The sequence below is a fragment of the Chitinolyticbacter meiyuanensis genome, assembly GCF_008033135.1.
In the GTDB taxonomy this organism is placed as follows: domain Bacteria; phylum Pseudomonadota; class Gammaproteobacteria; order Burkholderiales; family Chitinibacteraceae; genus Chitinolyticbacter; species Chitinolyticbacter meiyuanensis.
Genome location: NZ_CP041335.1, coordinates 1271658 through 1296168, shown reverse-complemented (window position 1 = coordinate 1296168; position 24511 = coordinate 1271658). Strand labels below are relative to the sequence as shown.

Sequence of the window (24511 nt, the reverse complement as noted above, 5' to 3'; positions counted from 1 at the left end):
GGCCTTACCTCGCGTGGCGGATGCGCGGGTTGATGACGCCATACAGCACATCGACCAGCAGGTTGACGACGATGATCATGGTGGCTACCAGCAGGATGCCGCCCTGCACCACCGGATAGTCGCGGCGCGAGATCGAATCGATCAGCCACTTGCCGATGCCCGGCCAGGAAAAGATGGTCTCGGTCAGCACGGCGCCGGCCAGCAGCGCGCCTACCTGCAGCCCGATCACCGTCACCACCGGCATCAGCGCATTGCGCAGCGCATGCACCAGCACGATGCGAGTGCGCGACAGGCCCTTGGCGCGCGCGGTGCGGATGTAGTCCTCGCGCAGCACTTCCAGCATGGCCGAGCGCGTCATCCGCGCGATCACCGCCATCGGGATGGTGCCGAGCACCACCGTCGGCAGGATCAGGTGCATCAGCGCGGACTTGAACGCGTCGATGTCGCCGGCCAGCAACGTATCGACCAGCATCAGCCCGGTGACGGGCTCCACATCGAACTCCAGCGCGATGCGGCCGGAGACCGGCGTCCAGTCGAGCTGCACCGAGAAGAAGATGATCAGGATCAGGCCCCACCAGAAGATGGGCATCGAATAACCGGTGAGCGCGGCGCCCATCACCGTGTGGTCCACCACCGTACCGCGCCGGGTGGCCGCGACGATGCCCGCCATCAGCCCCAGCATGGTGGCAAACACCATGGCGCAGACCGACAGCTCCAGCGTGGCCGGGAACAGCTTGAGGAATTCGGACAGCACCGGCTCCTGCGTGACGATCGATTGCCCCAGATCGCCATGTACCATGTTCACCAGGTAATGCCAGTACTGCAGGTACAGCGGCTGATCGAGGCCGAGCCGCTGCATCGCGGCCTGGTACAGCGCCGGATCGAGATTGCGCTCGCCCATCATCACCAGGATGGGATCACCCGGAATCAGATGGATCAGCGCGAACGCCAGCACGGTAATGCCGAGGAAGGTCGGCACCACCACGGCAAGCCGGCGGATCAGGAATGCGAACATGGAATGCTCCCCAAGCCCCCCTACCGATCGCTGCATGCAATCGGGCCGGAGCGGGCTCATGCAGCCAACGAAAACGGCCCACGTGGTGCAACGCGGGCCGTCGGGCCACGCAGCGCCGGTGGGCGCCGCGGCGTTATTTCAGGCTCACGCCATAGAACGAGTTGAGCGCGAACGGGCTGATCTTGAAGCCCTGCACATCCTTGCGCAGCGGCTGGTAGATGGTGGAGTGGGCGATCGGCGTGAACGGCACCTGCTCCTTGAACACCGCCTGCGCCTTTTCGTAGAGCTTGATGCGCTCGGCCTGCGACGCGACGCGGCGTGCCTTGACGATCAGCTCGTCGTACGGCTTGTAGCACCAGTTGGAGTAGTTGTTGCCGCCGACTGCGTCGCAGCCGAGGTTCACGCCCAGCCAGTTGTCCGGATCGCCGTTGTCGCCGTTCCAGCCGATCAGCATGGTGTCGTGCTCGCCGGCCTTGGCGCGCTTGATGTATTCGCCCCACTCATAGGTGACGATCTTGGCCTTGACCCCGATCTTGGCCCAGTCGGCCTGGATCATCTCGGCCATCAGCTTGGCATTGGGGTTATACGGCCGCTGCACCGGCATCGCCCACAATGTGATCTCCATGCCGTTGGGGAGGCCCGCCTTGGCGAGCAGCGCCTTGGCCTTGGCCACGTCGAGCGGTGCATCCTTCAGCGCCTTGTTGTACGACCACTGCGTGGGCGGCATCGGGTTGGTCGCCAGCTGGCCGGCGCCCTGGTAGACGGCAGCGATGATCGCCTTCTTGTTGATCGCCATGTCGAGCGCTTGGCGCACCTCGACCTTGTCCAGCGGCTTGTGCTTGACGTTGTACGCCACCCAGCCGAGGTTGAAGCCGGCCTGGCTCGGCACGCTGAGGTTCTTGTCGGCCTGCAGCTGCTTCACGTCGGCCGGGCGCGGGTACGCCATCACGTGGCATTCGCCCTTCTGCAGCTTCTGCACCCGGACCGAGGCATCGGGGGTGATGGCGAAGATCAGCTTGCCCAGCAGCAGCTCCTCCTTGCGCCAGTACTGCGGATTGGCGTCGTAACGGATTGCTGCATCTTTCTGGTAGCTCTTGAACACGAAAGGACCGGTGCCGATCGGCTCGATATTGATCATTGCCGCCTTGCCGGACTTGAGCAGCCTGTCGGCATATTCGGCGGACTGGATCGAGGCGAACGACATCGCCAGGTTCTGAATGAAGGCCGGGTCCACCTGCTTGAGGCGGAAGCGCACCGTGTAAGGATCGACCTTGTCGACGCCGGCGATGTTGCTGTCCATGCCCATGTCGGTGGCGTACGGATACTCGGCCGGCGCGGCCTTGTTGAATGGCAGGTTCTTGTCGATCAGCCGCTGGAAGGTGAAGACCACGTCATCGGCATTGAAGTCGCGCCCAGGCTTGAAGTATGGCGTGGTGTGGAATTTCACTGCGCGGCGCAGCTGGAAGGTATAGCTCAGCCCGTCCTCACTGACCTGCCACTTCTCGGCCAGTGCCGGGCGCACCTTGGTGCTGCCGCGCTCGAACTCGACGAGGCGGTTGAACACCGTCTCGGCCGATACATCGAAATCGGTGCCGGTGGTGTAGCGCGCGGGATCGAACCCGGCCGGGCTGCCCTCAGAGCAGAAGATCAGCGTCTTGCCTGCGGCGGCAGCACTGCCGGCAGCCAAAACCGCTGCGGCGGCGAGCACAAGGAGGAACGAGGTACGGCGCATGGGCAGACTCCGCGTAGTCGGTTGAACGGGAGCACGAACCCGGCATGTGATGAGCCGGCGCCACGACCCGTTATCGGGACTGGACCCGCCTGGGCCGCGGCATCGCGCGACAGAGGCTCCACTGTGGAAAACTTTGTCGGGCTGCGCGTTGATGCAGGACAAGGCCGGCCAAGCTGACCGGCGAGTCGCCCCATGCTGACATGGGGCGCAACTTGTCGCTCAGGCCTACTTAAAGGACATAGACGAACATGGCAGAGCCCGCCAGCGACAGGGGAAGTGCGGCGGGAGCCTGCTCAGACGACGAGGTTGTCGTCGGCATCGAACTGCCAGCCGTCCTCGTACAGCACCTCGAACAGGTGCCCGTCCGGATCGCGGAAGTAGCCGGCCACGCCCCAGGCATTTGTGGTCGCCGGCTTGACGAGCTCGGCGCCGAGCGCCACCGCCTTGTCGAGCACGCGCGGCACGTCATCGGGGTGGCGAGCGATATAGGCGAGTGCGATGCCAGCAAAGCCGCTGCCCTGCACCTCGGCATAGCAGGCATCGCGGGCAAAAGCATCGCGCGGCTGGATCGCCAGCACCACGCCGCCCAGGTCGAACTTGACGAAGCTGTCATGGCTGGTCGCGGCTTTGGGCCAGCCCAGCGCTTCGAAGAATGCGGCCGAGCGCGCCACGTCGCGCACGCCCAGCACAATGAGATTCAGTCTTGGCCGCATCGGCGCTGCTCCTCAGCAAAAAAGCGCCGATGATGCCGCGCCGCCACCGCCGTGGCAATCAGCCGCGCAGCCCCTGCAACAGCAACGTGAACGCCGATGCGACAACCGCCGACGACAACGCGATCCATCCGGCCTTGATCCAGGCCGCCTTCAATTCGTCCATGTTGATCTCCTCCCGTTTCTGCTTATGCACTGGTGTAACGCAGCGCGCACCAAGATGCCTTTGGCATGCACCAGATGGGTATGGCAGCCCGACAAGTGGTAGTCGAACTGTGGCGACTACATCATGCGGAACTTGGCCCAGCGCAAATTGCAGCGTCATCGTCGCCGCTAGCCTGTAGGCAAATACAGGAGCGCGCCATGCAACCGATCGAAGCCACGCACACCCCCAACCCCGCCGACTACTACGACGGCGTGCCCGACTATCTGGTCGACATCTACGACTGGGCCTACGTCAATCCGCGGCACGTGCGGTTGCTGGATCGCCCCGCGGTGGTGAAGACGCTGCTGTTCGGCCAGGACAACCGCTTGATGCGGCGCTATCTGGAGCGTATCCGCTCTGGCAGCCGGGTCTGGCAGGTGGCGCACGTCTATGGCGATCTGGTCCAGCGCGCAGCCGGACGGGTCGGGCCACACGGCGCATTCCACCTGACCGACATCGCCCCGGCCCAGCTGGAGCAGGCCGACGCCAAGCTCGGCGGCATTCCCTGGGCCAGGGTGATGCGTGCGGATGCCGCACACTTTGGCAGCGAAGGGCGTTATGACCTGGTCTGCAGCTTCTTCCTGCTGCATGAGGTGCCGGAGGAGACCAAGCGCGCCGTGGTCGACAACATGCTGGCCCACCTCACCGACGACGGCGAGGCGGTGTTCGTCGACTACCACCGCCCGGCGCCGTGGCAACCGATAGGCTGGTTGCTGCGGCTGGTGAACGCCTGGCTCGAGCCATTTGCCCACGCCATGTGGCAACACGAGATCCGCGTCTACGCCAGCCATGCCGACGACTATCAATGGCGCAAGAGCACACTGTTCGGCGGTGTGTACCAGTGCGTGATCGCCCAAAGAAAAAACGCGGCCTAGGCCGCGTTTTTTTCCTCGCTGCTGCGCTTACTTCTTGGCGTTTTCAGCCAGTGCCTGCTCCAGCTGCTCCTTCGGGATCGCGCCCGAAACGATGCGGCCATTGCCGAAGATCAACGCCGGGGTGCCGCTGATGCCGAGTGCTTCGGCCAGCTTGGCGTTGTCTTCCAGCGGCGTCGGGCAATCGGTCTTGCCGTCTTCCGGCAGCTTCTCGTTCAGGATCCAGTCATGCCAGGCGGCCTTGCGGTCGGCCGCACACCAGATCAGTGCCGACTTGCGCGGTGCATCCGGGTGGATCGGCAGCGGGAACAGGAAGGTGTAGATGGTGACGTTGTCGACGCCATCCAGGCTTTCGCGCTCGAACTTCTTGCAGAATGGGCAATCCGGATCGGAGAACACCGCCAGCTTGCGGCTGCCGTCACCACGCACGTCCTTGACGGCCTTGTCGAGCGGCAGCTTGGAGAAATCCGTGCTCATCAGCTCAGCCATGCGCGCTTCGGTCAGGCTTTGCTTCTTGGCCACATCGACCAGATCACCGATCAGCACGTAGTCACCCTTGTTGTCGGTGTACACGATCTGGCGACCTTCGAGCACCACTTCATAGATGCCCTTGAGCGGCGTGGCACGCACGCTCTGCACCTTGCGCCCCTGCAGCTGCTTTTCGAGGTTGGTGCGCAACGCCTTCGCTTCCTTGGGTTCCTTGGCCGTGTCGGCCGAAGCCGAGCAGGCGGTCAGCGCGATCATGCCGCCGGCGATGGCGGTACGGATGAAGCGGTTCGGGATCAGCATGGGTGTTTCCTTGGTTCAGGCATCCATGGCATGGCGGATCAGTCGATGCTTGAGCCATGCCTGTTGGTCGGTCAGCCCCAGCCCGGCATTGCGCAGGGTCTTGAGCAGCGGGTTGGTATTGTTGAACAGCTTTTGCAGGCCGTCGCACACGGTCTGCATCAGCGCCACCGGCTCACGCCGGGCGCGCTCGTAGCGTCGCAGCACCAGATAGTCGCCGCAACGCGCCGGGAGTTCGGCGGACAGGACACGCGCAAGTTCCGCGACGTCGCCAAAACCCAGATTCACGCCCTGCCCGGCCAGCGGATGCACGGTGTGCGCCGCATCGCCGATCAGGGCGACCCGCGCAGCCACGGTCCTAGCCACGCGATTCAACTGTAAGGGAAAGGCTGCTGTCGCGCCGATCTGACGCAAGTCGCCCAGTCGCCGACCGCCGGCCTGCGCCACGCATTCCGCCAACTCGGCCGGCCCCAGCGCTAGCAATTCGGCGCGCCTGGCCTCATCACACGACCAGACCATGGACATGCGCCCACCGGCGAGCGGCAGCCACGCCAGCACGCCGTCGTCAAAGAACCATTGGTGCGCCACGCCCAGATGAGGTTTGTCGCATTCGAAATTGGCCACCACACCCCACTGGCCATAGGGATGGGCCGCCACCTCGCTGCCAATCTGCGCGCGCACCCAGGATTGGGCGCCATCGGCACCGATCACCAGACGGCTCTTCAGTACACGGCCGTCGGCCAGCGTCACCGTCGCCGTTTCGGCGTCGACTGCCAGCGCGGTCGGCATTGCCGGCGCCAGCACCGAGACATTCGGGCAATCGGTTGCGGTCTGCCACAAGGCGCGTTGCAGTTCGCGGTTTTCCAGGATCACGGCCAGCTCGTCGACACCGGCCTCCGGTGCGGCGAACTCCAGCCTGGCGCGCGCATCGTCGCCAAAGATGCGCATGGTCGACACCGACTGCAACCGCGCCGGGTTCATCCGTTGCCAGGCACCGATCTCGGTCAGCAAGCGCCGGCTGGCCCGGCTGATCGCGTAGACCCGTGCATCCCACGAACCCGGCTCGAAATCGAAGTGTGGCGCGCGGCCTTCGAGCAGCAACACCGAGAGCGGCGTGTGCGCAAGGCGAGCGGCCAGGGCGGCGCCGACCAGGCCGCCACCGACGATGATGAGATCGGCATCGTAGCTGTGCATGGGCGGCAGTGTACCGGGTCGGGCCAGCACGGTCGACGCGCTGGCCATCATGCCAAGAGCATGGATGGTCTAGGCTGTCCGGATGCTATGGCGCACCCTGCTTCCCCTCGCCGCCTTCGTGCTCGGCGTCTGCCTGCTGCAATTGCAGCCAGCCCTGCCACCGTGGTGGCCTGGGATCGCCATGTTCTTGCTCATGGCCCTGCTTGCTGCGGCCCTGCCGCGCGGGCGCCCCTGGCTGATCGCGCTGGCCTGCCTTGCCGCCGGCTGGAGCTGGGCAGCCTGGCGCGCCGAAGCGCGAATGGCCGATCGCCTGCCTTCCGCGCTGGAAAACCAGGTGATCACGGCAAGCGGCCATATCAGCGGGTTGCCGCAACCGACCCGCTTCGGCACCCGCTTCACCTTCATGCCCGATACTGGCCCGCTGCCCGAACGCATCCAGGTCACCTGGTACCGGCCCGCCACGCCCCCGGCTGCTGGAGAGCGCTGGCAACTCGCCTTGCGGCTGCGGCAAGTGCATGGCGCGGTCAACCCGGGCGGGTTCGACCTGGAACGCTGGCTGCTACAGGAAGACATCGGCGCCACGGCGAGCGTACGCGGCGGGCAACGCTTGCCGGGACACGCCTACACGGCCACCATCGACCGGCTGCGCGCCGTGATCGCCACCCGCATCCAGCGCGCGCTGGGCGAACGGCCCTACGCGCCGGTGATCGTCGCGCTGGTGGTCGGCGAGCAATCGGCGATTCCGCTGGACAGCTCTAAATGAAACCTGTGCTCGTCAACGTCACCAAATTGGCTATTTCGCTGAAGTTTCCAGTTCTGCTCTTTCGTGATGCATCAAATAAGAATTGAGGTCACGTCGACTTCTTTGTTACAGGCAGCCAAAATGAAATCTGAGGCGACATAAACAGCCGCCAGCTTCACGGAATGAAATTATCATCCAAGCTACGACAGTTGGGCCGAACTACGTATACCTCGGTTGCCCGAGCATGATTGATACCCGAACCCGCTCAGCGAGACCGGCAAAGCGCGCGGCTTCACGTACAGCATCTGTGTCCAGCTTCGACAATGACGGACCAATGAAGATGCACTCTATGAGTCGCGCCACATCGAAATCAACATTGATGCCGTTCGCCGGCACTGAAACTACAAATTCCTCCGCTCCGCGGAGAGATATTGCTAGTCGAAACTCCCGCTCCCAAGCGGAGGCTATGTGCTTGTACCAGAACCGCTCAAGCATGCCAAATCGAAGTCCCTCTTTGACGAAATCAACCGTTGATGGATCGTTGAAGATAGATCGAGAACTGCGCCATTCTTGACGCCCAACGCCGAGCTAAGCGGCAGTTTTTAAGTTGCGGTTTTGTGGAACACTTTATGCGCAGCAAAACCACAAAACTGCGACTTAAAAACTGTCCAGCACACGAAGTGCGCGGTGCTTGAGCGACTTGTTAAGGTAGTTTTGGAGGTTCGCCTTCTCCTGTTGTTACCGCGCCAACATTAAAACAAACACCTTTGCACGGTTTCTTTGGTAGCTTGGAATTACAGTACCCAATGACCATATCAATGGCATCCAATGTATTTTTATTCTTTGACAAAAACTCACCATCTACCTCTTTGTATTCAGACAGAGCATTTATTGCTTCCTGCCATTTTCCTGATGAGTAATAATTTTTGGCTAATAAATACTTAGGATTGCTAAGGTCTGCCGAGCTAAAGCTCGAAGCAAGCGCCAATAGTAAAAAAATTAAAAAACGACTGCTCATAAATTTATTTCCTCTTTTACGGTAATTTAGGTTTGTCTATTTGTTCTAATTTTTTTTCTGTGTTTATAGATTTGTCCTGATTTCCATCGATCCAGTTGTAGTTAAGTCCTTGGCTTATTGTGTATAGAACGATGAAGGCACCTAAAACAGCAAAAAATGTTCCGGGGGCAGCGCTTTTAAGAACAATTTTTATGTCTCGTAAGTTTGTTTCAAAATTCCCAGCCCTTCCCCAGATTCCTAGCGTAAAAAGCTTGTAGCCCAATATGCAGAAAATTAGGCCAATACCCAGAGAAGCAAGCTTATAGATTAAAGTGCTTATTATGATGGCTAATTCTGTGCTCATTACTACCCCTAACAGGTAATAGACTGGCCCAGCGGCCGGTACATCCATCAATAATGTGGGCACCCAAAATTCATCGTAGCCACATAATTTCCAACAACTTCCTTGCGGCCGGGTCCGTATATTCATATTCCATCCCCTGTCACCGGCCCTCCTCACACTCCACACGCTTTCCTACCTTGTTAAAGACTGCTCCCATCAAACACAGTCCTTCGCTATCTCTCGCCCCTCTCCCACCTCATTCGCAGGCGCTCCCCACCAAGCCTTCGCATTCAGGACACCACTCCCCTTTAGCAAGCACCGCCTGCCCAGATGCTTCCCAAACATGCCCTCGTGCACACTTGAACGAATAGGTGGAACGAGCGCGGGTGTACTCCGTTGCCAAGCAAACTCCCCTGCGGTGCTCCGCAAACAACTGCAGGCGCCGCAAGCCCTTTACATACAGACTGGCTTTCTGCTCCGGGCGGTAAGCGCATTTCGCGCACCACACTCCCGCTAACGCGCGTTGTGCGACCAATTGCCAAGTATGACCCTCGGCACATTCAAAGCGATGTTGATGAGGATCGTGCGTGCAAGGCCCTAGGTACTTGCCACTCTTTTGTGCTGCGAGCAGCTGCAGGCGTTGAATAAACGATCCAGCCTCACAACAGGGGCAATGGATAGGCCGGTGTAACAACAGCGTCGCGGAGGCCTTGAAGTGATGCCCCGCTGGGCAGCGCATTGCATAACTTCCCTTCCATCCCGCCCACGCGGTCGTCTCAAGGGCAAAACCAATTTGCTGAACTCGCTGGGACAAACGTGCCAAATGCAACGCGCCCGAGGCGGCGGAGGTATTGATCGTGCCGAGGCGCTCGCCAGCCATGCGTTGCGTTCCCTCTCTGGATATTCCGGGTCGTTGTGCTATGTGTGAGCTGCTAGTTTGAATGTGTATCAGAGCACGCACATTTCTGACACATGCCATACGCATAAGTATGGACAACGATCAGCAGATTGCCACCTCGGCAGATGCGATGTGCTGGATACGCTGTCCGAGGCGCAGAGCTAGGAAGCAGGGATAACCACTGGAGGCTAGTGTTTGCAGCTATCCATCGCGAAGCAAAGAAGCTGCTTGCACGCTGCACACACATAGATACAGCGTCGCTTCTCGACGTTGGGTGTCCGCTGAAACGACGAGCGGATTTTCGTGAGTAGGTAGTTATTCTGACAAACGGGGAGGGAAAGTGGCTCGGCGCGATGCGGGCGAGCTGAGCTGCCAAGGGCCGCAAGCGCGGCCGGAGCGACTACCTTCTCCATACTAATTCGCGAAGATGACCTGAAGCGATGCCCGTCCACGCATGCACAAGACAGCATCGACTGGTGGGGCAAGGTCTAGGTGATCGCGAGTGCTTTGATTTGAGCGGGTCAGCGCAACTAAGGCTGGGCGTCAGTTCCTCTAGAGCACGCGAAATAGGGAACTCCTAAGCTAGTATGCGGCTCGCTTAATAATCTCGCCCACGATGTGCTCATCGGCTAAGCTTCCGAGAAGACCATTTGAACGAGTCGCAAACGGGCATTGCTAGGCTTTGCGTACCTCATCGATAAGGCTGGACTGCTCGTACTTGAATCGTCGACCCATCGGGTTTTGATACTGCGAAATGGGTGCGCAGCCAAGATGACTCTTCCGAACCAGACCCTTTGGAGGAGGATTATCTGCCGCTAAATGATGGGCAAGCAGCACTAGCCTTGCAACTCATAATTATGAGGGCGGAGAGCTACGTTTAAGCCAACTGCACAACCTCGGACATCGTTTGAAATAAACCCGATGAGCGTACTCGGCTCGTCTTGCACAGGCTCCAAGCGGTGACCAAACTATTCTCATATGTCGTGGATCATGACAACGGGTTCGCTCCTAACCCAAGCAACGGCGTTTGCACCCTTGTTCATTGCAAGTTTGGTGGAGAGAAGGGACGACGTAACATCGTTGAGTTCGCACAGGTAGGGGATTGGATTCTTGGCTCAGGTGGCGGGAGCGCGCAAAGTGCAGGAAATCGGAAAATCATTTACCTAATGCGTGTTGATGAAAAACTGCATTTCCATGAATTTCTTGAGGATTCCCGTTTCTCAGGGCGAATCGACCATATAGACCTATGCAGCGGGAATTTGTTTGCTTTGGTTTCACACCATTTCTTCTATTTTGGTAGGAGTGCAATTGAGGGCGCCACCCTCCCTGCGACGTTTTCACCGAATCGCTTATTCAAGCGATATTCAGGCTTCAGGAGTGATCTGCCGCCGATTCTTGTTGAATCGCTAACCAACTGGTTCGAAGAAAACTTCAAACTGGGCAAGCATGGAGAGCCATGCTCCCCGCTTCACTCAACCCAGTCGAAATTTGATGCGCCAAATTGCTCATCAATATGCAACGAAATTTGCGAGGGGGTTATTTGCGAAAAATAAAGCACGTTAGACAGGAAAAAGGAACCGATTGTGGAGTCGCATGCATTTGCTCCATCACGGGAGCACGCAGGAAAAAAGTTCTAGCGCTTCTCGGGCTGGAGGAAACAGCACGAAGTTTCCGTACGAGCCCCGATGACATAAAAGAAGTACTTGCACAGTTAGGTTTTCGGTTGAAAGAAGAAGTTGCATTTAACAGCTGGTCTGCAGGACCAGCAGCATTGGCGTTGGTGGCAGTAAATTACAAACTCAATGTTAAATCTGGGTTTGGATATTGGCATTGGATAGTTTACGACCCCTCAGACCTGGATCATCCGATTCTCGATCCGCAGAGTAGAACGAGGCGGGCTGCTCATCCACGAACCCGCCCTTGGGCTTATTACGAAATTGAGCCCCTGTGAGTTTGATGCAAAGCAGATTTTCTGCAATTACCGCCCGGCATCTATGCCGCGAATAGCATAATAATATTTATATATACATTTCCAACTACTGCTCATCAGGTTCGCCTACTGTGTATATTCCGTGCTCGTTATTGACCTACAGCTTGGCAGCTGGTGGATATGCTCTTCGCCTCGGTGACGCATAAATTGGACGTCGAGACGGAAGTTGCATCGGATATGGCCTACGTTGCGCCTACGCTAGGACTGCTCGACCTTTCCCGACAGCAGCGCAACCTATTGCTACTACGTCCACTCTTTGCGCTGGAACTCAGCAAGCAACGGATAGGTGAGGATGGTTCGCTCTTCTTGGGTATTGACACCCACTACCTTGCTCTATCGGCACTCGACCAGATGATGGAAGGCACGACAGTGTCTACCGGCTGCACGAGCGACGAGGTCTTGACGCATATCGCCGGTGTGGCTGCGATTATGAAGCCCGCGTTGAACAAGGCTGAGCTTCTGAAGGTTGCCGAAACCGTGTTGGCAGCTCTCGACAACAAGTCCAACCAATACAAGGAATTCGCGTTCGAGCATTTCGAGGCGGCCTATAAAGGGCCGCGTATGGTGCGGTTCAGACTTGTAACTTATGTACCGGACCTTGAAGATATCTACCGGTACAAGCCAACCCCTGAAGGCTATCTGGTCTACCTCGGCATGCTGGACCTTGCCCCGGAAGACGCCCAAGAACTGATGGAAAAGATGCTTGACCTACTCGTGCAACGAGGCAGGTTCGATGCCGCCTTGGAAATCGCCAAACGGGCTCGGACGCTCTCCATCGAGTACCGTCAGCTCATTCGCGACAAGCTGCACCAAGCATACCGCGCACCTGGCACGGTGAACTGGACCCGCGACATGGGGCCTGGCCTAGACCGCGCGCGCGATCACGTTCGACAGCGTCAAGCTGAGGACCAATGGATGGAGGAGTCCGTCTTAGAAGCACTCCGACAGGCTGAAGAGCCGCGGGCGAGGACCAATCTCGCCTTGCTGCTCAAAACGCTCCAGGGTGCCAGCATGCTGCGCACTCAACTGGTCGGCGACATCAGTGGCGCCAACGACCGCTTCCTCGAATCGCAGCGTGCAGTATTCCGAGCGCGGCGGGCCACCGGGTTACCCGACCTTGAGTCGCGGCTGCTTCCGCAGCTCATCGAGCTTCCGATCCCCTATCTGGTCAAGCACGCCGAGCATATGCTCAGCGCGATGTATCCGCCGACCCAGCCTCGCGTCTATGACCTCAACTCATTGTTCTCGCTCCTGCTGGAACAGCGTGCAGAAGACAAGGAATCCGAAGAGGATGATGGCGAAATCAAGCCGTACGAGCCTCCACCCTTGCAGTTCGACGAAGCCGTCATCAAGCAGGCCGCCGCGTGGCTGGGAGGTAAGTTCTCGCTAGGTCAGTCATGGCGCCTCGATGAGTTGCTGTATCAGGCAGAGGAGGCCGGATTCGATTGGACAATGCGTCGCTGTCTGGTCCTTACCTTGTTCCGCGCATATGCGCACTCCGAATCTGACTTCAAGAACATGCGAGCCGAGGCACTAGAAGAGTTCGTCGCCGACGTTGCGCGCGGAACAAATTTAAGCTTCACACCCAAAGGAGTGCATCCGTGACGGACATCCAGTTTGGCGTTAGGCATGCCGCACGCCTCGTCTACAAAGCGCTGCACACCACGCTGTCACCAGTGAACGACGCAGAGTATCGAGAGTTGCTCGGGCATTTCCGTGCCAATCCAGAGTTCGCGAGCCAGGTTCAGGACGTAGCTACGGGCATGGAACTCCTAATACTTGATGTCAGCGAGCGTGGGCTCATCGTTGTACCCTCCTCCCGAGAGAGCCGGTTCGCCCTTCGCATGACGGATATCCGGAACAACATGGATGCTGGCCAGAAGGCAAGCCTACTACTCGCACACGTCGCCATCGCTGCCGTTTTTTATCCAACCACCGACGGTTTGGATGACGACGACTACACGCCGCCTCCGTCATCAGTATCAAACTGCCGAGACGCACTCTATGCCTTGGCTCGACGCCTGAAGGAGTCCTCGGCCCTGCCGGCCGATGTTCCCTCTGAACTGGCTCCTGGCTGGGAGGCCATTTCAGCAATGCCGCTGGTTCTGCCAGCGGGACAACGTGCGTCGCCCAACTCGCTAGTAGGCATCGTGAAGATCGCGCTAGGACACATGCAAGCAAACGGCTTAGTCCGGCTGGACCGGGACGCGGAGGATGACGCGTCGGTGACCTACACTCCGACGCACCGGCTGCGTATTCAGCTTCGAGAGCTTGCGCTGCGTCGACTGTTCGACATCGCTCAGGAGGCTATCCGAACGTCATCGATGGCGGAGGCCTGACATGCAGCGGATTTCGCGTATCTACCTCGGCAACTGTGGCTACTCGATGGCTTGGTACGACGGGCTTCTACTGGACCTCACAGACCCGGATACGTATCTACCTACGGACACCATCATCAACCTCGAGAACGGCGGCGGTAAGACCTCGCTGCTCAGCCTGATCTTCTCGTGCTTTGACACGAGCCAAGACCGCTTCCTAAAGCATCTACAGAACAAAAATAACCACTTCTCACAGTACTTTGCTCAGGACGGCCTACCCGGCTTCATCCTCATCGAGTGGGAGATGCCTTCGCGTACGGGGGGCGGCCAGCCCTACCGCCTTGTCATGGGTCAGGTCGTGTCCATCAAGGCAGGAAATGACGCCCCAGAGAGCGACCGAATCTTCTTCAGTTTCGAAGCGATGGGACCATTGAGCCTGGAGGCTGTGCCGGCGCCCAAGCTCGGCACCAAGCCGTCTGTATCCCTGGCCGAGTTCTCGAACTGGGTTCACGACGAGCAGAAACGGCACCCCGATGTCTATGTGACCCGCAAGCAGGCCGACTGGCAGCGTCACCTTCGCGAAGAGCGGCTCATCGATCTTGAAATGCTGCAGATGCAGGTCAACTTCTCGGTGCAAGAGGGCGGGATCGACACCGGCTTCCTCAACTTCAATAGCGAAGCAGCATTCCTCCAAAAGTTTTTCCACCTGACGCTAGATGCCCAACGGGCTGGTGCTGTCCGGGAAGCGGTGGCTATCGCCTGCGACAAACTTCGTCGTAAGCCGTTCTACCAAGCCCAGCTCAACGAGCTGACAAAGTTTCGGGTTGTGCTTCACGCCTTCGAGCAGTTGGCTCACAACTACCGTCTTGCGCTGGGTGACGAGACCAACGTCATCTTCGCCGGCGCGAGACTCAGCCTCGGATTGCAAGAGCGCTCTGCCACCCGACGCGACAAACAGAAGCAGGAGAAGGAATACGAGGATACTCAGAGGTCGGTGGCTGCAGTCGCTGCAGCCGAGGTCCTCAGCTCTTCACGGCAAGCTTCCAGCATGACATCGCTCCTGCACGTACGAGCCGTTCGGGCCGCAGAAGTGCGAGTGGGTCAAGCGGCTCAGGCATTGAAAGCTGCACAAGACCGCATCACCCACGTGAAGGCGGCACGATTGCTGACCGAGGTCAAAGCCGAGGAGCTTCGTCTGAGCGAGCTAGAGGCTCAAGCTGAGCTTGCACAAGAAGGCCTAAAGCCGTTCAAAGACCGTCTCGACATGCGAGGGGCGCTACTCCGTGCCGCGCTGTACCAGCACGAACAGGTGTTTCGCGAGAAGCAGCGCAAGATTGAGAAGGAGTCCGAAGAGCGAGGCGACCAAGTGAAAGCGTACCGCACCGCACTTGGAGAAGACGAAAAGCGCCGATGGCCTCTAGGCGATGAGCGAGCCAAACTTTCTCAGGAGGAGAAGACTTGGGCCTTCGAGCGCGACCGCATGATGGCATCAGGGCTCCTATGCAGCGACGACGAGCCGGCCGAGAATGCGCTGACTCGCTGGAACGCGACGGAACAGCAAATGCGTCGGGAGGAAGAGGCCCACAAGCTCGAGACCAGCCAACACGAGCTGCTTGAGCAACACTGGCGTATGGAGGAAGTGCGCCTCGGCAACGAACTCGGCCGCCTGGACGCCGAGATTCACGCGGCTACCGACTTCATCGGGGAAGGCACCGCCGAACGCGAGCGGCTCTCACAGCTTCCCGCCATTCTACAGGCGGTTGAATCTGACACGGCAGACCCCGACTCCCCGGCCCTCCCGGCAGTTCTCCAACGCGTGATCACAGCTTCCGCGTTGGAGGTGTCTCTTGTAGACGTGCGACTTGCCGAGCTTAAAGCGACGATGCGCTCAATCGAAGAGACCGGCGTCGCGGGGAACAACCCAGATGTGGCCCTTGTTGTTTCGAAGCTGCGCGAAGCCGGCATCCGCTCAGTCCGACCATACAACGAATATCTTGCTGACGCGCTTCCAGATGCAGAGCGTTCGCGCGCCCTGGTGCTCAGCGACCCCGCACGCTTTCTTGGCGTTTCGCTGGCCCAGAGCGAGATGGACAAGGCGCGCGCGGTCAATTGGAAGGGTCAGAAGCTCTCCCGTCCCGTCGTCATTTCGCCTCTGGCCCTCGAGCCCAGCGCAGAAGCGGCCACCCGACTCGTCGCGCCAACCGACAGCGACGCGGCCTACAACCGAGTCGCCGCTGAAGCACTTGCGGGCACACTGGCGGAGAGTATTCGCCAGGAAGAACGACGACGCGGGGACTACTACCAGCGTCAGACCGGCGCACTTGCGGCACTCGAGACTCTCCGGGCATACGTCAAGCGATTTGGTGAAGGACAGTTAGCGCAGGCTGTCATCCGTCGGGACCAGCTACAGGCCGAGCGACAGCTCACTCAAGATCACAAAGAGGGTGCTCATACCAAAGCGGCTGCGGAAGCTGTTGCGGCGGGCGAAAGCCGTGAGGCCGCGGCACAACGCGACCGTCACGCACGCGACGCACGCATTCACGCGCAGGCACTGCAGCACTTCATTGAGCAATACGAAGCTAGCCGAGAGCAGCGCCTTGAGCGCATCACCGAGCTCGAGATAAGCCTGGAGGATATCGAAATTCGCCGGGAAGCCACCCAGCGGGAAATCGAGCGGCTTGAGACAGAGACGTTCGAACAGAACAAGCTCTCCGTCCGCATTGAGAGCAGCGCTCAGGACTTAGCAATGGAGCGTGCCCGTATCGAGTTCTATGACAAAGCGCTCAACGCCAACCAGCTGTTGAGGGCAAACCCACAGACCCTCGAAGAGCTGCGTGGCACCTACTCAGACACCCTCACGCTCTACAAAACGAACGAACAGGACCGGCTTGGCGTCCTAGCCGTCCAAATGTCCGAGGCGCGCAAGCGACGAGACCAGAAAAGGGAGGAGTACACACGCGACTACCCCACCATCATGCGCTCTCATGTCGAGCCCTACGATGGAATGGATCACAGCGCAATGCTTCCTGGCCTTGAGGCAAAACATACACAAGCCATGGAGGAACACGTCTCTGCTGCGGCAGCAAGCGGTGGAGCGCAGACAGCGTCCACTGAATGGCACCGGAAGAACCGGGACATCCCTGCAGCAACTCCAGATATAGAGGCCCTAGATGATGCAGCACTCGAAGGACGGCGCGACGAAGCCTCCGCCCTAAGCGAAGCGGCTGGAAAGCGCCAGATGGAGGCGTTAGGTGAAGCAGACCAGGCTCGCGACAGGGCAAAGCGTCTCGGCGACGCCGCGGCCTTGGACGCTCAACTCGCTGAAGTTACCACGAGCGCCATGAAATTGGAGGTTCAGCCGAACTTAGAGTTGCTCAACCTTGAACTCGCCCACATGCTAGGTCAGCCGCCGATGGCACTTAACGAGCTGCCAGAGCTGGTACTGGAGGATGATGTAAGCGAACAGGTGACGCGCATCGTTCGCGCGCATGGTGAGAAGGCGAAGGCCAGTGACAAGGCGCAAGACAAGGCTCGAGAACAGTTCGACACGGTTAAGACGGCCGCAGCGGAGAAAGAGCTTCAGAAGGTTGAGCCTGAGCTGGCCGCGGCAATGCTGGCGAACGAGTTCAAAGCTGCGTGCAGCGATGCAGGCAGACTATTGGAAGGTCTCGACGACCGCATCAGCACCACCAAGGACAACTTGGACAAAATGCAGGCCGACTTCGAGGCATGCGTCACCGAGATGGCCAACCTCTCACGCGTCGCTTTGAGCCTGCTTAGTGCGGCGATGGACAAACGCGTCCCAGCCACGGCACCGTACGTCGCTGGCAAGGCAGTACTGAAGATGCGCGCCAACTTCAGCGCTATCAACTTAGAAACACGGCGTCAGGCAATCACACATTACCTCGACAGCCTCATCCAGGCCAACGTCGTTCCTGCAAAGGGCTCGGACTTAGTCGCTGAGTCGGTGCTCCGCATCCATGGCGGCCGCCCTCTAGGCCTGCAGGTGCTACGCATGGTCATTGACGAGAGCCAGCAATACCTCCCAGTTGAGAAGATTTCAAACTCTGGCGGCGAAGGCGTGGTAATGGCGCTATTTCTCTACGTCGTCATCACTCAGTTGCGGGCCGAGACACAAGCTAAGCTTCAGAAAATCGCCGGAGGTCCACTCATCTTGGACAATCCGTTTGCCAAGGCGACATCGCCAACGATGTGGAAAGCACAGCGCCTGCTGGCCCAGGCGATGGGCGTGCAGTTGATATTCGCGACGGCGATTCAGGACTACAACGCGCTGGCTGAGTTCTCCGCATTCGTGCGGCTGCGACGGGCCGGGCAGAACAGCAAGACAGGCCGGTGGCACTTAGAGACGGTCCGATATCGTCTCAACGATCAGGTGACTTCTAGCGCCGAGGTAGCCTGATGTCTGTAGAGTTCGCCGCCAGGCTTGCGCTGTCCCCACGCAAGCGCGTCGAGCTTGCACAGGTGAAGCAGCTGTACTTCGAGCTACACCCTGAGCTCCGAAATCACCCAGAGCGTGGAGCACGTCTGCTGCAGGTGCTGCAAGAGCTTGCTGCTTCAGGCGCTATCTCGCTGCCTGCCCGTGCCAGCTGGGAGAAAATAGGTCGACCAGCGTTGCCCCTTTGGGTCGCGCTGGTACGTGAGCGCGTCGAGGCTCCTCAGGACGACTTCTCGAAAGTTCCTTGGGTTCCGGAGCTCGGCTTTTGGCCGGAGCTTAAATCACCACAGCTTGTAGCGGCCAAAGCCATCAACGACTTCCTGCTGCGCCGCCGTGGAGGCTTAACCGTCGTTCCAATTAAAGAGCGTTCGCTCGAAATTTTTGGCGACGAAAAGCGGCTCGATGCAATGCGGTCCGGCAATTCGCTGTTCTCGAGGCGCCTAGAGTTAGGCACCTTAGGCGCGTTCGTTGTGCCGCTGCCTTTGCCTTATCGCATCGCGCCAGCCCCCGGCAAACCAGTGCTGGTTGTTGAAAATCACAACAGCTACTGGAGCTTTGGTGAGTGGAATCAACGTGCGCTGCGCTACTCTGCGGTGGTGTACGGCGCCGGGGAGGCTTTTCGCAGCACAGGTGCTGCGCTGGGGCAAGTGCTCCGTGAGGTTGGAGGTGTTGGCGCACAGTACCTCGGGGATTTGGACCCCAAGGGTATCGGCATTCCGCTTGCCTTCAACCGTGTCTCCGGCCCTGGTGAGCCGAGAGTTGCACCAGCCCTAGAGTGGTACAAGTGGCTGCTTGGGTCTGGCGTTCACAGAGAGAAGCATGAATGCCAAAACGCCGATTGCCAGGACGCAGTCGATTGGTTGGGGATCGAGTTGGGCACGATAGTGGCAGACGTGTGGAGGGCCGGGCGGTGGTTTCCGCAAGAGGCACTGGGATTCGAGCAGTTGCTCAGCTTTCAGTGACAAAACGCGCTGCAAACTTTCAGGGCATTAAAATCCTGCCAGCTGGGGGCGCGGCGCTCGCACCACGATGAAAGCTTCTTCTGGTCGCTGAAGCGGAGCAGGTGCATCTGACCGCAATTAAAGATGATGAAGCGCGTACGAGTGTGTTGATGCATTCGATTCTCCAATCAACACCGTCATCAATCGACCTTTGGCTATCTGGCTAGCCACCGGTAGGAGTCGAACAGCACAATCGTTGTTCTGCGCCTAACTAGGCTCGATGCACGGGAGCGCTAGAAGTTGCTTTGCATCAGAGTACTAATTTTTCGAAGAATCTGAAAACGACCGTTCCAACCGCCCTCATTAGCCGCCTTTCGCACTATACGTCTTCAGGAACAACGATCCTGAGGAAAAATCATGTTGCACGAACACTCGCTGTTGCATTGGTTAAAATGTACCCCTCGCATGCTTGTGGCCGCATTAACGACGCTCTTTACCTGCTCAAAGGCCTTACGGTACTGCGTAATTTTGCAGCCGCTTCCTCTGTACTGGGATGCACTGAACAAGCTAGACTGGCACATGCTTGCTGAACCTGAAGGCCATTCTAACGAGGGCAGCTCGCTTTCGACACAAGTTAAAATGTATCTTCGCTTAAGACTTCAGGCTGAAATCTCTACACCCCACGAAGATTTGGTCATCCTTTTTTTTGAATTCGGCAACGGCGATTCTAAACCGCCAAGGCCAACATGGAAACTCTATTAACCCTAGCACGGCCGCGAGAAGCGGCCGTGTTTTCTCGGAGTTATAATCGATGTTGAAGGAAATTTGGAAACGGTTGCTCAAATGGATCGGCGTATTAAAGAACCTAGTTTCCAAACCGTCATCAGCGCCAGGTGGTGAATCCGTTCCTGCTGGCCATCCAGCCCTTCCCACTCGAAAACTGTATGAAACGAAAGCCTTTTCAGTTACGAACGAACATATCAACAAAGCCAGCATCTATTTATTTAAAGGAGAAGGTTCAAAACGAATGGGGCCAACCCCAGCACAACAAAAAGTTGTATTTAATGAAGCCGCTGCCATATCTATTCTAGCTGGCGCTGGCTCCGGCAAATCGACCACTTTGGTCAGCCGCCTTCTTTTTATGAGAAAGGTTCTTGGCATTCCTTTTGCCAACATGGCCGTCTTTACGTTCACTCGAAAATCCCGAGCCGACTTCGTTAAAAAACTCGTAAAAGATGCCCAACATTGGCAAGTGCCTCTTTCTACGAAAGAAGCAGAAAAAATAGTTCGGACCTTCCACTCAAAAGCCCTACAAGTTGCCTCAAGCACACTTCCCGAAGACGCGTTAATATTTGAATTTCTTGGCAAGAAGAAAAAAAACTTCACGCCCCATAAGAAATCTCATGATGAGGAATATTTTACAGCCCCCTTGTCAGATGCAGAAGAAGAAGCAAACAACATTGAGGGGTTCGTGGAACTAAAGGAAAGCCCTGAACAAGCTGAAATTTTAAAAGAAGTATACGCACATTGCTATCAAACAAGTGACACATTTAGGCAAGCGATTGCCACTCTTTATGAGCAGTCATTTCGAAGTCCCGTTCACATGAAGGATGAGAAATACAACGAAAAAGCATCTCATCTGGACAAGATGGAACGGAAGGATATTTTTCTTTGTGAGCATCTAGAAAGCCGCTGGAAAGAACAAGGCAGCTGGCCAATAGACGGCGTTCAAACGCTGCAGTCAGATGGGTCGAGATATCCACTTATGGTTGGAGACCATAAATTACATGCAAATGGTTATGTCCCCTCATTAAATTTGTATGTCGTTCTCGGTCGCTACGATGGCATTACAAAAAATGAAATATCAAAAGGAAAATGCAAGATAAGCCCAAGCTATGCGGTGAATGATAAAAAAATCGTATTGCTAGCCGGTTGCGACAAGCCGATAAGGTACATTAAAAGCAAACAAGATGCTGCGCACTTCCGCCGTCAATTGGAATTGGCAAGCATCGGCACTCTTTTATCAGCCCCTGCAGTTGAATTGATTCTCCCCGGCGAAAAATCCAGCCCCGCATTTTCGTGCCTATATGCTTTTGGCATGTTCACTGAAAACCTCGGCCTTAATCCAGCTAATTTATCTGCAAACCTTTCCTCATACACCCTCTCTATATCGGAAAAAGCTGCAATCGAGGCAGTTTCCATTTTTTATACTGAATTTTACTCAACACTAAAGCGAAAAAACATGGTTTCGTTCAACCAAATATTCGCAATGTTAGGCAAAAATAGCGACACTTTAAGGCAAGTTGGCTTACCCGCTCTCATGGGCGTAAAACACTTGATGATTGATGAATTCCAGGATATTTCTCCACTTGTAGTAAATTTCGTCCTAGGGATGCACACAGAGTTAGAACAAAAATCGGGGCATACACAGCAACCGTCATTGATGTGTGTTGGGGACGATTGGCAATCAATTTATGGATGGCGTGGAAGTTCACCACATTTTTTACTGACAAATTTTGCACAAGATTTTCCCGGATCAGAAAAAGAACCGATGTTGATGCAGGAGAACTTTCGGTCTTCTCAATTAATTATTGATTGTGGAGAATCATTTATTAATCAAGTGCAAAATCGAAGCCATAAGAAAGGAATCGCTAGCAGGCTTGCTGTTAAAGATTTACCATATAGCATCATCGCAGTAGAAGATTACAAGCTCTCCGACATTCAGAAAGGATTGTGCAGCATCTTGGAGCTAGCCGGAGAAAATGAAGAAGTATATTTGCTCGCCCGAACGAAAGAGGATGTCAAGCTATTTGAAGACATTCAAGATCCGCGGTTTACTGTAACTACATTCCACCAAAGCAAGGGATTAGAGGCAGATTACGTCGTTCTCTTCGGAGCCCCCGTCGCATTCGGTACAAACAATCTAAAAAATTCGTTATACCGCGCGGCAAACTTCCCACAATCGTTTGACGAAGCGCAACGTGATGAAGCATTTCGCGTAGCGTATGTTGCAGCAACTCGAGCCAAAAAGTTTTGTATTTGGTATGGAACCCCACAGTCAAGCAATGTTCTTGAGCTCGTCCCTGCAGATGGAAGAACACGCCAAGTGATGACAGCCGAAACAGCAATCTCTCATATTCGGAAGATTTTACCATCACTCACAGACCCTGCAGAGGTCACGGCCTAGAGAGCATAAATGTACTAGGCCGCACACTTTGACTGCTGTTATTTCCGCTCCTATAAGCATTCCAGCCCTTTGATTGGGCTGACTTGGCGCGGACAGAGCTGCTGCGACGTCCCCCCAAGTTTGAGTAGCACGCAGCTTTAGAGTCCAATCCCTTCCATCAAGGAGACTGGACGTGAAGAAACGCTTTTCCGAAGAACAAATCATCGGCTTCCTGCGCGAGGCCGAAGCGGGCTTGCCCATCAAGGAACTGTGCCGCCGGCACGGTTTCTCCGAAGCCAGTTACTATCTCTGGCGCAGCAAGTTCGGTGGCATGAGCGTCTCCGACGCCAAGCGGCTCAAGGAACTCGAGGCCGAGAATGCTCGGCTCAAGCGCATGCTGGCCAATTCGATGCTCGAAAACGAGGTCATCAAGGAAGCACTGCAAAAAAAGTGGTGACCGCACCAACGCGACGCGAGCTGGTGCGGTTCCTCGCCGGACGGGGTCTGAGTGAGCGCTGGGCGTTGCGCATCGCCCGAATGAGTCCGAGCGCCTTGCGCTACCGGCCCAAGCCGGATCGGAACGGCATGTTACGGCAGCGGATCGTCGAACTGGCGCAGCGCCATCGTCGCTACGGTGCAGGGATGATCTATCTGAAGCTGCGCCAGAGCGGCTGGGCAGTGAACCACAAGCGGGTAGAACGGCTATATGCACTGGCCGGGCTGCAAGTGCGGCGACGCAAGCGCAAGAAGGTGCCGCCATCGGAGCGGCAGCCGCTGATCCGGCCGCAGGTCGCCAATGCGGTCTGGTCGATGGACTTCGTGTTTGATCGCACGGCCGAAGGACGAGTGATCAAATGCCTGACCGTTGTCGACGATGCCACGCATGAAGCCATTGCGGTGATCCCGGAGCGAGCCATCAGTGGCGAAATTCTGACGCGGCAACTGGATCGATTAGCGGTCTCACGCGGCTTGCCGCAGGTGATTCGCACTGACAACGGCAAGGAGTTCTGCGGTCGAGCGATGCTGCACTGGGCGTACCGGCGCGGCATCACGCTGCGGCAGATTGAACCGGGCAAACCGAACCAGAACGCTTACATCGAATCATTCAATGGCCGGCTGCGGGACGAATGTCTGAACGAGCACTGGTTCACCAGCTTGGCGCATGCGCGGGTGGTGATCGAAGCCTGGCGACGGGAATACAACGAGGAGCGGCCGAAGAAGGCGTTGGGCGGGCTGACGCCATCGGCCTATGCCCGGCAGCTAGCGAGGAAGAAACCGGTAATATCGGGGGCCGGACTCTAAAGCGAAATGCTATTCATGAGGGGGTGACGTCGATGGACCCGCTTGGTGCAGATAAACACCATGCGTCTGAAGAGGCTGAATACCTGTGGAGGCTGAATGACTCAGATTATGTAGTTGAAGATGCATTTGACGGGGAAACGCTCAACGCGAAAGAAGGGGAATTTTGCGAGCGTAGATTTAAAGGTGGGGATTTTATAATTGCACCGACTACGGGCGTTTTTAACCAAATCGATGACTATATGGGAACCGTCGGCAAGGCAGAACAGCTTCGCTCACTATTTGAAAAGCAGGTGGCTAACCTCGAAAACAAGGCGCGTGGAGCAAATGCACCTACTTGGCGACGTAAGGTACGCCTTTTACAGAGCACTGCCGATGCAGGGCACGAACTTGCACTTGAACATATCGACGCAAAGCTACTTAAACAGCTCATCGAAATAGACGATGCTCTTCTAGACGAGAGGCATGGTGAAGGAGGCATCATCAAATCGGTGAGCGGTGCCTCGGATATCCGCAAGCTTCTCAACAAAGAACAAAGTACTTCTGAAAAAAGGGCCTGGCAGTTGCTGAGCGGGATGACAAAACCACAGAGAGCTGAGTTCATGACTCTCGTGGATATTGCTCGTGGGCACGTCAAAGTTGGTGCCACAAGAGCGCATACAGAAAGCATAGCTGGTCAGAACTGGGAACTCAGCTACATGTTCGGGAAGCTCGGGAAGGGCTATATGCGGAAGGCGCTTGAGTGCTACGGCCTAGAGCAGGCCGATGGCAAGCAGACCTGTTAACTGGCGAACATAGATTTATGTTTGCATCCAGGTATCCTGAAAACGCAGCGCTGTCGACCGAT

The 24511-nt window shown here is 57.2% G+C and carries 18 protein-coding genes and 1 pseudogene; 12 read left to right on the top strand and 7 right to left on the bottom strand.

Annotated features, from left to right (window positions below):
• Positions 1-4 precede the first annotated feature (4 nt).
• The 3 genes from FLM21_RS06270 to FLM21_RS06260 all read right to left on the bottom strand — a co-directional run bounded on the left by FLM21_RS06270 (position 5) and on the right by FLM21_RS06260 (position 3460).
• Positions 5-1015, bottom strand: a complete 1011-nt coding sequence (locus FLM21_RS06270; RefSeq protein WP_148714742.1) for an ABC transporter permease subunit — start codon at positions 1013-1015, stop codon at positions 5-7.
• Positions 1016-1148: 133 nt separating this feature from the next.
• Positions 1149-2747: an ABC transporter substrate-binding protein gene (locus tag FLM21_RS06265; protein WP_148714741.1), complete on the bottom strand. Its 1599-nt coding sequence runs from the start codon at positions 2745-2747 to the stop codon at positions 1149-1151.
• A 293-nt stretch (positions 2748-3040) separates the two neighbouring features.
• Positions 3041-3460 (bottom strand): VOC family protein, encoded by a 420-nt coding sequence (locus FLM21_RS06260; RefSeq protein WP_148714740.1) that lies wholly within the window; start codon positions 3458-3460, stop codon positions 3041-3043.
• A 360-nt stretch (positions 3461-3820) separates the two neighbouring features.
• Between FLM21_RS06260 and rquA the strand changes: the two genes are divergently transcribed.
• Positions 3821-4537: a rhodoquinone biosynthesis methyltransferase RquA gene (gene rquA / locus FLM21_RS06255; protein ID WP_148714739.1), complete on the top strand. Its 717-nt coding sequence runs from the start codon at positions 3821-3823 to the stop codon at positions 4535-4537.
• A 27-nt stretch (positions 4538-4564) separates the two neighbouring features.
• Here rquA and FLM21_RS06250 read toward each other — a convergent pair whose 3' ends face one another.
• Together FLM21_RS06250 and FLM21_RS06245 are read right to left on the bottom strand one after the other, a co-directional pair.
• On the bottom strand, positions 4565-5323 hold the full coding sequence (locus tag FLM21_RS06250) for a DsbC family protein (protein WP_148714738.1): 759 nt from the start codon (positions 5321-5323) through the stop codon (positions 4565-4567).
• A gap of 15 nt (positions 5324-5338) precedes the next feature.
• Entirely contained in the window at positions 5339-6514 is a 1176-nt protein-coding gene (locus tag FLM21_RS06245; RefSeq protein ID WP_148717464.1) for a UbiH/UbiF family hydroxylase, read from the bottom strand.
• Between the two features lie 82 nt (positions 6515-6596).
• Here FLM21_RS06245 and FLM21_RS06240 point away from each other — a divergent pair, with 82 nt between their 5' ends.
• A complete protein-coding gene (locus FLM21_RS06240; protein ID WP_148714737.1) occupies positions 6597-7277 on the top strand; it encodes a ComEC/Rec2 family competence protein in 681 nt (226 codons plus the stop codon).
• Positions 7278-7959: 682 nt separating this feature from the next.
• Here the strand turns inward: FLM21_RS06240 and FLM21_RS06230 are convergent.
• Together FLM21_RS06230 and FLM21_RS06225 are read right to left on the bottom strand one after the other, a co-directional pair.
• Entirely contained in the window at positions 7960-8274 is a 315-nt protein-coding gene (locus FLM21_RS06230; protein WP_148714736.1) for a hypothetical protein, read from the bottom strand.
• A 16-nt stretch (positions 8275-8290) separates the two neighbouring features.
• Positions 8291-8665 (bottom strand): hypothetical protein, encoded by a 375-nt coding sequence (locus tag FLM21_RS06225; RefSeq protein ID WP_148714735.1) that lies wholly within the window; start codon positions 8663-8665, stop codon positions 8291-8293.
• Positions 8666-10453: 1788 nt separating this feature from the next.
• Here FLM21_RS06225 and FLM21_RS06220 point away from each other — a divergent pair.
• From FLM21_RS06220 to FLM21_RS06180, 10 genes and pseudogenes are all read left to right on the top strand, one after another.
• Positions 10454-11047 (top strand): Nmad2 family putative nucleotide modification protein, encoded by a 594-nt coding sequence (locus FLM21_RS06220; protein WP_148714734.1) that lies wholly within the window; start codon positions 10454-10456, stop codon positions 11045-11047.
• A gap of 557 nt (positions 11048-11604) precedes the next feature.
• Positions 11605-13089, top strand: coding sequence for a hypothetical protein (locus FLM21_RS06215; RefSeq protein ID WP_222846786.1), 1485 nt, complete (start codon positions 11605-11607; stop codon positions 13087-13089).
• Positions 13086-13823: a hypothetical protein gene (locus FLM21_RS06210; protein ID WP_148714733.1), complete on the top strand. Its 738-nt coding sequence runs from the start codon at positions 13086-13088 to the stop codon at positions 13821-13823. The genes FLM21_RS06215 and FLM21_RS06210 overlap by 4 nt, the downstream gene beginning before the upstream one ends.
• Before the next feature lies 1 nt (position 13824).
• Positions 13825-18222 carry a coiled-coil domain-containing protein gene (locus tag FLM21_RS06205; protein ID WP_148714732.1) on the top strand — a complete coding sequence of 1466 codons (4398 nt, stop codon included), beginning with the start codon at positions 13825-13827 and terminating at the stop codon, positions 18220-18222.
• Complete coding sequence (locus FLM21_RS06200) at positions 18222-19220, top strand: hypothetical protein (RefSeq protein WP_148714731.1); 999 nt, start codon at positions 18222-18224, stop codon at positions 19218-19220. The genes FLM21_RS06205 and FLM21_RS06200 overlap by 1 nt, the downstream gene beginning before the upstream one ends.
• A 396-nt stretch (positions 19221-19616) precedes the next feature.
• Positions 19617-19961, top strand: a complete 345-nt coding sequence (locus tag FLM21_RS06195) for a hypothetical protein (protein WP_148714730.1) — start codon at positions 19617-19619, stop codon at positions 19959-19961.
• A 49-nt stretch (positions 19962-20010) separates the two neighbouring features.
• Positions 20011-22386: a UvrD-helicase domain-containing protein gene (locus tag FLM21_RS06190; RefSeq protein WP_148714729.1), complete on the top strand. Its 2376-nt coding sequence runs from the start codon at positions 20011-20013 to the stop codon at positions 22384-22386.
• 172 nt (positions 22387-22558) lie between these two features.
• Positions 22559-22708 (top strand): annotated as a pseudogene (locus tag FLM21_RS21250) (transposase); the annotation flags it as partial.
• On the top strand, positions 22636-23667 hold the full coding sequence (locus FLM21_RS06185; protein ID WP_246120704.1) for an IS3 family transposase: 1032 nt from the start codon (positions 22636-22638) through the stop codon (positions 23665-23667). The pseudogene FLM21_RS21250 and the gene FLM21_RS06185, both read left to right, overlap by 73 nt.
• A gap of 32 nt (positions 23668-23699) precedes the next feature.
• On the top strand, positions 23700-24449 hold the full coding sequence (locus tag FLM21_RS06180) for a hypothetical protein (protein WP_148714728.1): 750 nt from the start codon (positions 23700-23702) through the stop codon (positions 24447-24449).
• The last annotated feature ends 62 nt before the right edge of the window (positions 24450-24511 follow it).

Coding starts and splice junctions, on each gene's coding strand:
- FLM21_RS06270 (WP_148714742.1), bottom strand. CDS start 1,015: ATGTTCGCATTCCTGATCCGCCGGCTTGCCGTGGTGGTGCCGACCTTC.
- FLM21_RS06215 (WP_222846786.1), top strand. CDS start 11,605: ATGCTCTTCGCCTCGGTGACGCATAAATTGGACGTCGAGACGGAAGTT.
- FLM21_RS06260 (WP_148714740.1), bottom strand. CDS start 3,460: ATGCGGCCAAGACTGAATCTCATTGTGCTGGGCGTGCGCGACGTGGCG.
- FLM21_RS06230 (WP_148714736.1), bottom strand. CDS start 8,274: ATGAGCAGTCGTTTTTTAATTTTTTTACTATTGGCGCTTGCTTCGAGC.
- FLM21_RS06265 (WP_148714741.1), bottom strand. CDS start 2,747: ATGCGCCGTACCTCGTTCCTCCTTGTGCTCGCCGCCGCAGCGGTTTTG.
- FLM21_RS06200 (WP_148714731.1), top strand. CDS start 18,222: ATGTCTGTAGAGTTCGCCGCCAGGCTTGCGCTGTCCCCACGCAAGCGC.
- FLM21_RS06180 (WP_148714728.1), top strand. CDS start 23,700: ATGGACCCGCTTGGTGCAGATAAACACCATGCGTCTGAAGAGGCTGAA.
- FLM21_RS06240 (WP_148714737.1), top strand. CDS start 6,597: ATGCTATGGCGCACCCTGCTTCCCCTCGCCGCCTTCGTGCTCGGCGTC.
- FLM21_RS06225 (WP_148714735.1), bottom strand. CDS start 8,665: ATGGATGTACCGGCCGCTGGGCCAGTCTATTACCTGTTAGGGGTAGTA.
- FLM21_RS06205 (WP_148714732.1), top strand. CDS start 13,825: ATGCAGCGGATTTCGCGTATCTACCTCGGCAACTGTGGCTACTCGATG.
- FLM21_RS06190 (WP_148714729.1), top strand. CDS start 20,011: ATGTTGAAGGAAATTTGGAAACGGTTGCTCAAATGGATCGGCGTATTA.
- rquA (WP_148714739.1), top strand. CDS start 3,821: ATGCAACCGATCGAAGCCACGCACACCCCCAACCCCGCCGACTACTAC.
- FLM21_RS06250 (WP_148714738.1), bottom strand. CDS start 5,323: ATGCTGATCCCGAACCGCTTCATCCGTACCGCCATCGCCGGCGGCATG.
- FLM21_RS06195 (WP_148714730.1), top strand. CDS start 19,617: ATGTTGCACGAACACTCGCTGTTGCATTGGTTAAAATGTACCCCTCGC.
- FLM21_RS06245 (WP_148717464.1), bottom strand. CDS start 6,514: ATGCACAGCTACGATGCCGATCTCATCATCGTCGGTGGCGGCCTGGTC.